Source organism: Terrabacter sp. AAH1, from assembly GCF_054456855.1.
The window spans coordinates 374,757-386,748 of sequence record NZ_JBTJJV010000002.1 but is presented as its reverse complement, the minus strand read 5'-3'; the positions used below and the strand labels follow the sequence as shown (position 1 = coordinate 386,748).

Here is an 11,992-nt window from a genome sequence, read left to right as displayed (position 1 = left end):
CGGGCGTGCAACCGGGCGTGCAACCGGGCGCCCAACCGGTCCGGGTGCCGCTCACGCCCCGTAGACGGTGCGTCCCGCGACGCTGTCCTTGTCGATGCGGCGGGTCAGGTGCAGGCCCTCGAGCACGAACTCGACCGCGGCAGCGACCTGCCCGGGCGTCGCGTCGTCGCCGTGGCCCAGCCGGTCGAGCACCTTGGACAGGCCCGAGACCGGACCGACTTGGGCCAGCAGCTCCGAACCCGGCACGAGCTCGCCGGTCTCGACGACGGCACCGTCGACGAAGAGGTTGGTGAAGCCGGTGAGGTCGAGACCCGCGAGCCGTGATCGGTAGGTCTCGGCGATCGCGAGCCGCAGCAGGTGGGTCAGCACGTCGCGCTCGCGCCCCTCCTCGCCCATCTCGAACTCGACCTTGCCGAGGAGGGTGGGCACGACGGTGGGCACGTCGCAGACGCGCGCGACGGCATACGGCTCCCCGACCCGGGCGGCCCGGCGGAGCGCCGAACCGGCCACGCCCTCGGCGCCCGCGATGGCGAAGCGCGCCGAGACGCCCGACCGCTGGTCGACGGCCGACGACTCGCGGAGCCCGCGGGTGAAGCGCGCCACCACCTCGAGCAGGTGCTCGGGCACGTCGGCGACGAGCGCCGACTCCTGGGCGATGAGGGCGACCTCGTCACTGACCTCGCTCGGGTAGTGGGTGCGGATCTCGGCCCCGAAGCGGTCCTTGAGCGGGGTGATGATGCGGCCGCGGTTCGTGTAGTCCTCGGGGTTGGCGGTCGCCACGAGGAGCAGGTCGAGCGGCAGCCGCAGCGAGTAGCCGCGGATCTGGATGTCGCGTTCCTCGAGCACGTTGAAGAGGGCGACCTGGATGCGCTCGGCGAGGTCGGGCAGCTCGTTGAGGCCGAAGATGCCGCGGTTGCTGCGCGGCACGAGGCCGTAGTGCACCGTCTCGGGGTCTCCGAGCGTGCGGCCCTGCGCGACCTTGACGGGGTCGACGTCGCCGACGAGGTCGCCGACGCTCGTGTCCGGCGTCGCGAGCTTCTCGGTGTAGCGCTCGCTGCGGTGCCGCCAGGTGACCGGCAGGTCGTCACCGAGCTCGGCGGCGAGCCGACGGCACCGCACGCACGACGGCTGGTGCGGGTCGTCACCGATCTCGCAGCCCTCGACGACGGGACTCCACTCGTCGAGCAGCCCGGCGAGGGTGCGCATGAGTCGGGTCTTGCCCTGGCCGCGCTCGCCGAGCAGCACGAGGTCGTGACCGGCCAGGAGCGCCGTCTCGAGCTCGGGCAGCACCGTGTCCTCGAAGCCGACCATGCCGGGGAAGGCGTCTTCGCCGGCGCGCAGCCGGGCGAGCAGGTTCTCGCGGATCTCGCTCTTGACGCTGCGGTGGACGTTGCCGGTGACCCGCAGCTCGCCGAGGGTGGCCGGGCGACCCGGCTCGGTGAGGCTCATTGCCTCACGCTACGTCCGAGTTGCGACGGTGTCGAAGGACCGTCCACCCCGCATGGATGGCAGGCGCCGCCTGCCGAGGCCGGCCGGCCGCGTGAACGGCTCACGGGACACTAGGGTGACCGGCATGACGCCGCGACGCCGACCGGTTGCCGGTCTGCCGTCCACCGGGCGCGTCGCGCTCGGCCTCCTCGGGGCCCTGCTCATCGGGTACGCCTACGGCTGGGCCACGTCGGCGATCCCCTCGCCGAGCGACCCCGAGGTCTTCTGGGTCGCAAACCTCGCCGCCCCCTTCGTCGTCCTGCCCTTCGCGGTGGCGTCGTGGGTCGAACGTCGTTGGGGGGCGGGGCCCGCCACCGCGGTGTCGTCGGGTGCCATCGTCGGCGCCGGCATGGTGGCCGGGTTCTACGGGCTGCACCGCGTCGGGAGGGATCCGTCGGCCGATCCCGGTCACGCGGAGACCGTGGCGGGCGCCTACGCGAGATGGCTCTCCACGTTCGTACTGGGCCGGCCGGGCGGCATACCGTGGCTGACGATCGGCATCACGGTTGGATGCGTCGCGGGGCTCCTCGCCTGGCTGTGGTCCCGGCGGGCTGCCCGGTGGGCCGGCCTTCTCGCCGTGTCACCCCTTCTCATCGAGCCGTTGGCACGAATCACCCTCGGGGCCCGCGGCATTCCGCTCGCGGGTGGCTATCCTCGCCTGCCCGGCAACGTGGCGATCTGGGCCCTCGAGGCGGCGGTCGGCGGGGTGGCGGTGTGGCTCACTGTGCGGGCCCACGCCGACGCACGCGCGAGCAGCAGGAGCCGGGGCGATCGCGAGGAGGCGGTCGGGGCCGCCTGAGCGGATCGGGGCCCGTCCTGGCGCGGTGGCTACGTCACCGTGGCACGGGGTGCAACAGTGCCGTGGCCAGCTCGCCGCGGCGGTGGCACCCTCAGGCTCGCCGGTTTGGTTGGGTGGGGGCATGGACATCGAGGCGTGGCGGCAGCGACTGCACGACTTCGCCGGGGAGCTGGCACGCGAGTCACGGACGGCAGCCGCGCGCGACACCGCGGTGCGGGAGGCGTACGCCGACGCCGGCCGGGCGCTGGCCCGCCTCGACGCCGCGCTGGCCGAGTCGCACACCACGACGACGGTCCCGCCGCCCCTCGAGGTCGCGGCACCGGTCCTCGGGGTGGACGGCTGCAAGGCCGGCTGGGTCGGCGCGGTGCTCGAGCCCGGCGCCCCGCGGCCGCGGGTCGTCGTCACGCCGACGATCAGCGAGCTCGTCGCGATGGTGCGCGAGTCGCTGGGCATCCGCGTCGTCGGCATCGACATCCCGATCGGCCTGCCCGACAGCTCGATCCGCCGCGCCGACCAGCTCGCGCGCAACGCCCTGCCCGGCAAGTCGTCGTCGATCTTCTCGACGCTGACGAGGGCGGCCTACCTCGCGGGCACACGGCTCGAGGCCGACGCCGTCAACCGTGGCCTCGTCGGTCAGGGCGTCGGCGCGCAGGCCTTCGCGCTGCGCGACAAGATCGTCGAGGTCGACGCCTGGGTGCGCACGCGCCCCACCGTCACCGTGCTCGAGGTGCATCCCGAGCTGTCGTTCGCGACGATGACCGGCGCCCCGATCAAGGCGAGCAAGAAGACCGACGAGGGTCGTGCCCAGCGCCTCGGCGCCCTCGCCGACGCGGGCCTCGCCCGCCCGTCCGTGCTCGAGGGCCAGGGGTATGCCGCCGACGACGTGCTCGACGCCTGCGCGGTCGCGTGGACCGCGGCGCGTCACGCGGCAGGTCTCGCGCGCCCGCTGCCCGATCCACCGGAGACCTTCTCGGACGGCATACCGGCCGCGATCTGGGCCTGAGCGCGGCACCCGCGACCGGTCGCCGCGCTCAGGACGTCGGCGGGCTCAGCCGGTGACGGCCGTCCGCAGCGCCCCGGCGGTGGCGTCCCAGCCGGGCTGGGTGGGGTGGACGAACTCGGCGACGTCGCGTCCCGGCGTACCGACGGGGACGAGCCACGCGTTCGAGTTGTCGGCGACGACGTGCGGGTCGAGCCCGTGCACGTGGCCACCCCACGTCTGCTTGACCGTGCCGACGAAGTGGTAGCGGTCGGCGCCCGGTTCGGCGTTGAGCTCGGCGATGCCGCGGGCCTGGAGCTCGTCGCCGTAGCGCTGCAGCTCGTTGAGCGCCGCGCCCGCGTCGTAGGTCGGCGCGGCCTCGGGGATGCCGTAGCTCTCGGTGTTCACCAGGTACGGGTAGCTGAGCAGGTAGATCTCGGCGCGTCCACCGGAGCGGGCCTCGACCGCGCGCAGGGCGTCCTTGGCACGGTCCATCATCGACGGCGCCTTGGCGCGCGCCGACTCGAGGGTGTCGCGGCAGCTCGAGGGGTCGCGCACGATGAGGCAGTTCGTGACGATCGTGGAGAACCCGAGGTCGTTGCCACCCATGGTGAGGAAGACGAGGTCGGTCGACGACGTGACCGCGTCGATCTGGGGCCGCACGACGAGCTGGCACGAGACGGTGCCCGTGTAGAGGCTGCCGACGCCGGCCCCCGCGACGAACGTGTAGCGGTAGGAGAAGTCGGGCTGCGCCGGAACCCCGCAGAGCCGCTCGGTCTGGGCGCGACGGAACCACTCGGCCTGCTGGTCGGGGTAGGTGGCCGGGTCGACGGAGTAGGTCGCGGACTTCGTGAACGCGTCACCGAGGTCGCGCGGGTTCAGGATGTCGGCGACCACGCCGCCGCTGCAGGCCCGGTCGACGTAGGCGGCCCCGATCGAGGCCGCGACCTGGCTGCCGTAGTTGCGGGGGGAGCGGTAGCAGCTGCGCTCCTCGTAGGAGCCGGTGCCGTTGCCCGCCGAGTACGAGTCGCCGAGCTGGACGACCTGCTTCTGCGTGGCGGCGCCGACCCCGGAAGGGCCGGCGAAGGCCGCTCCGGCCGGAGCGGCTGACGCCAGGGAAGCGGCCGTGGCGAGCGCCGCGACGAGGGCGGCGGCAAGGCGGGTCGAGCGTGGCACGTGGGACTCCTTCGTCCGGGACGGTGTCGTGGGGAAACGACACCGCCCCCGCGAAGGTCACGGAACCGTGCAGATCAGAGGCCGTCTGCCTTGCGGCGCAGGTGCTGTCGCTCGGGGGTGCTCGTCGTCAGCCGGGCCGCGAGCAGGTAGCTCTCCCGCGCGGCGTCGGTGTCGCCGAGCTGCTCGAGCAGGTGGGCGCGGACGGCGTGCAACCGGTGGTGCTTCGCCAGGCGCTTGTCGCCCTCGAGGTCGGCGAGCTGGGCGAGGGCCGCGGCCGGGCCCTGCACCATCGCGAGCGCCACCGCGCGGTTGAGGGAGACGACGGGTCCGGGTGCGAGCTGCTCGAGCACGTCGTAGAGCGCCAGCACCTGCTCCCAGTCCGTGTCGGCCGCGGTGGTCGCCTCGTCGTGGACAGCAGCGATGGCCGCCTGCACCTGGTAGGGCCCCAGTCGCGTCCGGCTGAGGGCATCGGTGACGAGGTCGATGCCTTCCCGCACGTACGCCGCGTCCCACCGGGAGCGGTCCTGCTCGGCGAGCGGCACCAGCTCTCCCGACGCCGTCGTGCGCGCGGGACGTCGCGCCTCGGTGAGGAGCATGAGGGCGAGCAGCCCCGTCACCTCGCCCTCGTCGGGCAGCAGGGCATGCACCTGTCTCGTGAGCCGGATCGCCTCGGCCGTCAGGTCGACCCGGGCCACCGCGTCGCCGCTGCTGGCCGTGTGCCCCTCGGTGAACACGAGGTAGAGCACGTGCAGCACCTCACCGACCCGGCCGGGCAGCTCGGCGGCGGGCGGCATCCGGAACTGCGAGCCGGCGTCACGGATGCTCGCCTTGGCGCGGCTGATCCGCTGCGCCATCGTCGCCTCGGGCACCAGGAAGGCGTGGGCGATCTGCGCGGTGGTGAGGCCGCCGACGGCTCGGAGGGTGAGGGCGATGCGCGCTGCCGGGGTCAGCGCCGGGTGGCAGCAGAGCAGCAGCAGCGTCAGGGTGTCGTCGTCGGCCGGGACCGCCCGGCTCGCGTCCGGTGGCGGGCTGACGTGCTCGTCGTCGGGGGTCCGGCTCGCGTCTGCGACCTCACGGCGCACCCGTGCCTCGTCACTGCGCAACCGGTCGACGAGCCGGCGTGACCCGACCCGGATGAGCCAGGCTCGCGGGTCGTCCGGCACGCCCTCCTCCGGCCACTGGGCGGCGGCCGCGAGCAGCGCCTCCTGCGCGGCCTCCTCGGCACGGTCGAAGTCGCGGTAGCGCCGCACGAGCGCCCCGATGACCTGGGGCGTCACGGTGCGCCACAGGTCTTCGGTCACCATCCCGTCCGTCGTCGGCACGCTCCGACCCTTGCACAGTCCCATCGGGGGCGAGGACACGCGGTAGCGTCCGGAGCGTGTCCGCCACGAGTGCCTCGCCCGGGTCAGGAGGCCCGCTCGACGAGCGGGCGGCCGAGGCGGAGCGGTCGGTCGAGGCGCTCTTCGGCGGCCGCCTCGGCCCGGTGCCCTGGACCCACCTCGCTCGGGTCTCCCACCCTGCCGCAGGCAACCGGTGGTTCGGCGACCTGCGGGGCGCCTGGCACTACTGGTGGCAGGCGCACTACCTCGATGCGATCGTCGACGCCGGCCTGCGCGGTCTCCGCACGGGGGACACGGCCGGTGCGCACCGCCACGCGCGGCAGGGCGACCGGCTGCTCGCGACGATCCGGCTGCGCAACCGGGCGCGGTGGGTCAACGACTTCTACGACGACATGGCCTGGCTCGCGCTCGCCTCTGGGCGGCTCGAGGCGCTGCACGCGGAGGTGGGCCGACGGTCGCGACAGCGACGCCTGCGCTCCGCCGGGCGGCAGCTGACCGACCAGCTCCGGTCGGCGCACACGGAGGACCTCGGCGGCGGCCTCTTCTGGAGCCGCGACCGGGACTTCAAGAACAGCCCGGCCAGCGGACCTGCCGCCCTGCACCTCGCGCGTCTGGGCGAGACGACCGAGGCCCGGCGGCTCGTCGACTGGCTGTACGCGCGCCTGTGGTCGGCCGACAGCGGACTCGTGCAGGACGGCATACGGCTCCGGTCGGGAGAGGAGGTGCTCGTCCCGGACGTGTGGTCGTACAACCAGGGCACCGTGCTGGGTGCGCTCGTGACGCTCGGTGACGCGCAGAGCCTCGAACGGGCGGCGGCGCTCGTCACCGCCGTCGACACGCATCTCACCATCCCGGGGGGCGGGAGCCGGGTGCTCCGGACCCACGGCGGCGGGGACGGGGGCCTGTTCACGGGCATCCTCGTGCGCTACCTCGCCGTGGCTGCTGCGCCTCGCTCGGGCCTGCCCGACGAGACCCGTGCGGTGGCCCGGCGACTCGTCCTCGACACCGCTGACGCGCTCTGGCGCGGTCGGGGCAGTCTGGCTGTCGCAGGCCGGCGCGACCCCACGGTGTTCCCCCTGGAGCCAGGCGGCCGCGCTCCGGCTCCCCCGCTCGAGCTGTCGCCGCAGCTGCAGGCCTGGACCGTCCTCGAGGCCGGGGCCACCGTGGGGTGATCCCCCTCAAGGTCTCGGATCGGGCACGAAGGCTGGGAGTGGGCTGGGAATCCGCGGCCGGCGGGGTGAGACTCGGAAGGTGCGCCCCGTGCGATCCACCACCAGGCTCCGGGCCGGGCTGACTGCCGGTCTCACCGTCGGCGTGCTGCTCGGGGCCTGCAGCACCGGGGCCGCACCGACCGACGGGACCGTCGGCAGCTCGGCACCGGCGCCTGCGGCGTCCAGCTCTTCGGCACTCGGCACCTCCACCGCCCCCGTCTCGCCACCGAGCAGCGAAGCGACCCGGGCCGTCCCAGAGGCGAGCGGCCCCACGCCCAGCCGCGTCCCCAGCGCCCCCAGCGTCCCAGCCGCCCCGGACCCGGCCTCGCTCGCGGCGCTCATCGCCACGACGTTCGAGGGCGGCGGTCTCGAGCTCGGCGCCGAGCGCGGCAGCACCAGCGCGTACCGGCAGTACTTCGCGACCTACCGCAGCAACGGGCTGACCATCTCAGGGCGCATCAACGTGCCCCGCGGCAAGGGCCCGTTCCCCGCGGTCGTGCTCGCGCACGGCTACGTCGACCCGGCCGTCTACACCAACGGCGAGACGATGCTCCGCGAGCGCGACCACCTCGCCCGGCAGGGCTACGTGACGCTGCACATCGACTACCGCAACCACGCCCAGTCGAGCAAGGACCCGAGCAACGACTCACGGCTCCGAGCCGGCTACACCATCGACGCCGTCAACGCCGGCCTGGCGCTCAAGCAGTCGTCGCTCGTCGACCCTTCGCGGGTCGCGCTCATCGGTCGGTCGATGGGGGGCGGGGTCGTCTACAACACCCTCGTCGCGCGCCCCGGCCTCTTCCGCGCGGCCGTGGCCTACGCGCCCGTCAGCTCCGACACCGTCGACAACTTCAACAAGTGGGTGCGGCGCGACGCGTCGAGGGCTGGTGCCGCACGATCGGTGATCGCCCGGCTCGGCACGCCCGAGGCCCAGCCGGCGATGTGGGCGGCGACGAGCCCGCGCACGTACTTCAGCCGCATCACCGAGCCGCTGCTCATCCACCACGGGACCGCCGACGAGGACTGCCCGATCGCGTGGTCGCGCGAGTCGGTGGCGGCGCTGAAGGCGAAGGGCAAGAACGTCCAGCTCTACGTCTACCCGGGCGGGCGCCACACGCTGACCTCGCCGCAGTGGGACACCTCCATCCGCCGCACCGAGGCCTTCCTGCGCCAGCACCTGACCTGATCCGGCGCCCGAGCGCGCTTGTGGCTGTGGCAGGTTGGGACTCCGACCTCCACGACAGGAGCACCGTTGCGCACCCTCACCTACCTCGTCGCCACGACCATCGACGGCTTCATCGCCGGACCGGACGGCAGTGACCCGACCGGCCCCGGGGGCTTCTGGCCGGTGTCGCCGGAGTACGTCGCACACCTCGTCGCCGAGTACCCCGAGACCCTGCCGGCGATGGCGCACGAACCGCTGGGTGTCACGGGGCCCTGGCGACACTTCGACACCGTGCTCGAGGGGCGTGGCTCCTACCAGGTCGGCCTCGACGCCGGCATCACCAACGCGTACCCGCACCTGCGGCACATCGTCTTTTCCAGGACGCTCGACCCGGACGGCGACCCCACCGTGGAGGTCACGGCCGAGGACCCGGTCGCCGTGGTCCGTCGCCTCAAGACCGAGGACGGCCGTGGCATCTGGCTCGTCGGCGGTGGCGCCCTCGCCGGGGCCCTGGCCGGCGAGATCGACCGCCTCGTCGTCAAGGTCGGCCCGGTGACGGTCGGTGACGGCATCCCCGTGCAGGGTCGCGACGCGGGGTTCTCCCCGCAGGCGTGGCGCCTCACCGACCACCACGTGGTGGGTGACGCCGTCCTGCTCACCTACGACCGCGCCACCGAACCGGTCGCGACGGCCTAGACAAGCGCGCCGGCGACGTCACGCGCCAGGCAGACCCAGGAGGCGGGCGCCGTTGTGCCACAGCACCGCCCGCATCCAGTCGTCGCCCAGCCCGAGCCGCGCCAACGCGTCGAGCTGGTGCGCGTACGGGTAGGGGATGCTCGGGAAGTCCGACCCGAGGACGACCCGGTCGCGCAGGGTCGCGAGCCGTTCGACGTAGCCGTCGGGGAACGGCGCGAAGCGGTTCGTGAAGTCGGTGCCGCTCATGGTGGTGTCGAGGTGCACACCGCCGAACTCGTCTGCCAGATCTGCGAACTCGTGGTACTCCGGCATACCGAGGTGGGCGATGACCAGCACGAGGTCGGGGTGGCGGCGCAGCACCTCGCGGACGGCCCCCGGTCCGGTGTGCGTGCCCCGGATCGGCGCCGACCCCGCGTGGATCACGACCGGCACGCGGGCGGCCTCGAGCCGGGCCCAGGCGGGGTCGAGGCGCTCGTCGTCCGGTGTGAAGTCGCCGACCTGCACGTGCATCTTGAACAGCCGTGCGCCGCGGTCGAGCGCCGTCGCCACGAGGTCGCGGACCCCCGGCTCGGGGTAGAAGGTCGCACTGTGCACGGCGTCGGGCACGCGGCCGGCGAAGTCGGCGCACCACTCGTTGAGCCACCCCGCCATGCCCGGCTTGTGCGGGTAGACGAGTGACGGGATCGCCTTCAGCCCGAGGTCGCGCAACGTCGCGAGGCGCTGCTCCTCGTCGGCCCGGTAGGTGATCGGCCACGGCGTGCCGTAGTGGGTCTCGGCCTCGTCGAAGTAGGCCCACACCTTGCGCTGCATCGGGTCGGGCAGGAAGTGGACGTGCACGTCGGCCAGCCCGGGGAGGCCGAGCGCGCCGACGTATGCCGGCACGTCGGCGTCCGTGGACGGGCCCGGTGTCGTGGGGCTCACGAGTGCGGTCAGCCGGCGAGGGCGCCCATCGGGTCCCACGCGGGCAGCACGATCGGGTCCTGCGTCAGGGCCTGCTGGAGCTCGGACGGGAGGGCGTCGCGGCGGACGGCCACCTCGAAGACGTATTCGGCGAACCAGCCGTCATTCATCGTCATGAAGCCCTTGTCGCCCTTCTCGGTGCCCCAGCTGTTCTCGACGCGCCAGCGTCGCGGGGTGTCGTCGACGAGGTCGACGCCCGTGAAGAGCATCGCGTGGGTCATGAGCGACTCGTGGTGGAGCAGGCGGTCGGCCTTGGCCAGGCTCGGCTCAGTGCCGTAGAGGGCGGCGCGGTCGAAGAGGCCGGCGTCCCAGAGGCCGAGGTCGGCGTTCGACATCTGGCCCGTGTCGCAGCCGAACCACACCGGCTCGCCGCCGACGATCGCCTGTGCCGCAAGCGACTTCATGAGGTCGGGCTCGACGTTGAGGTAGGTGACGGGCGGCGCCCCGACGACGTTGCCGAGGTGCTCGACGGTGAAGGTGCGGCCGTAGGGGCTGGTCGCCCGCGGGTCGTTGACGAGGCACACGTAGTCCTCGAGCGGCACCGTCACGTACTTCTCGGCGAACTCCAGTGGCGTCATCTCGCCGTCGCGGTGGAAGCCGCCGTCGGTGTCCTTCCACTGCCACAGGAACGACTGCGGCGGCGTGCCGAGGTGGATGCAGAGCAGCCGGTGGATCGTGCCGAGCACCTGCTCCTTGGTCTCGCGCAGGTCGTCCTCGGAGGCACCGTCGGCAGCCTGCGCCCGCAGGTCGCGCGCGGCCTGGCGCAGGATCGTGGAGATGTCGCGGTTCATCAGGCGCGTGTTGCTCGAGCTCTTCGTCTCGGGCATCGCGACCTTCGGCACGAGGCCGTGCTTGACGACGAGCGCGACGAACATGTTCCACTGGCCGCCGTCCTCGGCCGGGGTCGCGAGCAGGTGCGCGACCGTGCGGTCGTCGACGTCACGGTCGGCGGTGGCGATGACCGACTCGAGCCAGTGGTTGGCCTTCTCGAACTTGTCCCAGAAGAGGAGGTGATTTTGCGAGAACTCGAAATCCTTGACGTTCAACGTCTTCCGCGCACCGGCACGCAGCAGGTTGGTGCCGGCGAAGAGCCAGCAGCGCCCACTCTTCTCCTGCGACGTCGCCGTCCAGTCGTCGAGCAGGTGCGACACGGAGTGGTCCATGCTCGTCACGACCCGGCGGTCGAGGGCGATGTCGTCGACGGAGGTCGTCGTCACGGCATTCTGGAGCATCCGTGCGGTGGGGTCGGCCTCGAACGCCTTCGTGAGGCGCTCGACGAGGTCCGGGGCGAGGTCGCGGGGCATGTGCCACTCCTTCGAGTTCTCGGGATCTTGGCATCGTATGCCGCGCCCCTCACGCCCTGCGCAAGTCGCTCCCAAGAGCGGCACTAGATGCCTCGCCGACTCTGGTCGCAGGCCGCAACCGCGGCACGACGACGACAGGGAGAGCACGATGACGACCACCACCCCTCCGACCCACGAGCAGGTCTCGTTCCCCGGACAGGCGCACGTCGCGCACGGCCCGCACGACCAGACCGGCATGTACCTCATGCACCACGCGCTGCGGCGCGACCTCGCCCGTTTCGAGTCCGCGGTGCGGGCCACCCCGATCGGCGCTGCCGACACGTGGACGGCGCTGGCGCAGCGCTGGGCCCGCTTCGGCGACATCCTCCACCACCACCACGGCGTCGAGGACGACAACCTGTGGCCCGTGCTCACGGAGCACGCCGAGCGGCTCGGTGACGAGAGCGCTCTGACGATGCTCGACGACATGGAGGCCGAGCACGGCGTCATCGACCCGACGCTCGCGGCCGTCTCGGCGGGTTTCGCGGCGATGCGCGAGCACCCGTGCGTCGACCACCGGAACGCGCTCGACGTGCACGTCACGGCGGCGCGGGCCGCCCTGCTCGACCACCTCGCCCACGAGGAGACCGAGGCCCTGCCGTTCCTCCAGCGCGTCGTCACGCCCGAGGAGAACGCGCGCTTCGACGCGGCTGCGCAGAAGGCGTACGGCCCCCGCCTCATGGGCTTCCTCGTGCCGTGGGTCGCCGACGGGGTGCCGGACGAGCTCGTCAGGAAGATCCTCGACGAGGCGGGCAAGCCCTTCGTCGTGCTGCTGTGGCTGACGCGTGGCCGCTACGAGCGCGCCACGCGCAAGGCGTTCGGGTTCGCCTGACCC

11 protein-coding genes are annotated in these 11,992 nt (G+C 72.9%); 6 read left to right on the top strand and 5 right to left on the bottom strand.

Annotation, left to right across the window (positions count from 1 at the left end):
- Window positions 1-51: 51 nt before the first annotated feature.
- Window positions 52-1,449, bottom strand: a complete 1,398-nt coding sequence (locus ACXR8F_RS05755; RefSeq protein WP_458799118.1) for a sigma 54-interacting transcriptional regulator — start codon at window positions 1,447-1,449, stop codon at window positions 52-54.
- A gap of 124 nt (window positions 1,450-1,573) precedes the next feature.
- On the opposite strand from ACXR8F_RS05755, the gene ACXR8F_RS05750 reads away from it, so the two are divergent.
- A complete protein-coding gene (locus ACXR8F_RS05750; RefSeq protein WP_458799117.1) occupies window positions 1,574-2,287 on the top strand; it encodes a hypothetical protein in 714 nt (237 codons plus the stop codon).
- Window positions 2,288-2,408: 121 nt separating this feature from the next.
- Window positions 2,409-3,290, top strand: a complete 882-nt coding sequence (locus tag ACXR8F_RS05745; protein ID WP_458799116.1) for a DUF429 domain-containing protein — start codon at window positions 2,409-2,411, stop codon at window positions 3,288-3,290.
- Between the two features lie 45 nt (window positions 3,291-3,335).
- Here the strand turns inward: ACXR8F_RS05745 and ACXR8F_RS05740 are convergent, their stop codons facing one another.
- Both ACXR8F_RS05740 and ACXR8F_RS05735 read right to left on the bottom strand, forming a co-directional pair.
- Window positions 3,336-4,442, bottom strand: a complete 1,107-nt coding sequence (locus ACXR8F_RS05740; RefSeq protein WP_458799115.1) for an SGNH/GDSL hydrolase family protein — start codon at window positions 4,440-4,442, stop codon at window positions 3,336-3,338.
- 74 nt (window positions 4,443-4,516) lie between these two features.
- Complete coding sequence (locus ACXR8F_RS05735; RefSeq protein WP_458799114.1) at window positions 4,517-5,764, bottom strand: RNA polymerase sigma factor; 1,248 nt, start codon at window positions 5,762-5,764, stop codon at window positions 4,517-4,519.
- A gap of 56 nt (window positions 5,765-5,820) precedes the next feature.
- Here ACXR8F_RS05735 and ACXR8F_RS05730 point away from each other — a divergent pair, with 56 nt between their 5' ends.
- From ACXR8F_RS05730 to ACXR8F_RS05720, 3 genes are all read left to right on the top strand, one after another.
- Window positions 5,821-6,954, top strand: a complete 1,134-nt coding sequence (locus ACXR8F_RS05730; protein ID WP_458799113.1) for a glycoside hydrolase family 76 protein — start codon at window positions 5,821-5,823, stop codon at window positions 6,952-6,954.
- An 88-nt stretch (window positions 6,955-7,042) separates the two neighbouring features.
- Complete coding sequence (locus ACXR8F_RS05725) at window positions 7,043-8,179, top strand: alpha/beta hydrolase family protein (RefSeq protein ID WP_458799112.1); 1,137 nt, start codon at window positions 7,043-7,045, stop codon at window positions 8,177-8,179.
- Between the two features lie 66 nt (window positions 8,180-8,245).
- Window positions 8,246-8,854, top strand: coding sequence for a dihydrofolate reductase family protein (locus ACXR8F_RS05720; protein WP_458799111.1), 609 nt, complete (start codon window positions 8,246-8,248; stop codon window positions 8,852-8,854).
- Between the two features lie 18 nt (window positions 8,855-8,872).
- Here the strand turns inward: ACXR8F_RS05720 and ACXR8F_RS05715 are convergent, their stop codons facing one another.
- Window positions 8,873-9,775, bottom strand: a complete 903-nt coding sequence (locus ACXR8F_RS05715) for an amidohydrolase family protein (RefSeq protein WP_458799110.1) — start codon at window positions 9,773-9,775, stop codon at window positions 8,873-8,875.
- Between the two features lie 8 nt (window positions 9,776-9,783).
- Complete coding sequence (locus tag ACXR8F_RS05710) at window positions 9,784-11,118, bottom strand: C1 family peptidase (RefSeq protein ID WP_458799109.1); 1,335 nt, start codon at window positions 11,116-11,118, stop codon at window positions 9,784-9,786.
- A 148-nt stretch (window positions 11,119-11,266) separates the two neighbouring features.
- On the opposite strand from ACXR8F_RS05710, the gene ACXR8F_RS05705 reads away from it, so the two are divergent.
- The gene (locus ACXR8F_RS05705; RefSeq protein WP_458799108.1) at window positions 11,267-11,989 is read left to right on the top strand and encodes a hemerythrin domain-containing protein; all 723 of its coding nucleotides are present in this window, start codon (window positions 11,267-11,269) and stop codon (window positions 11,987-11,989) included.
- Window positions 11,990-11,992: the final 3 nt, after the last annotated feature.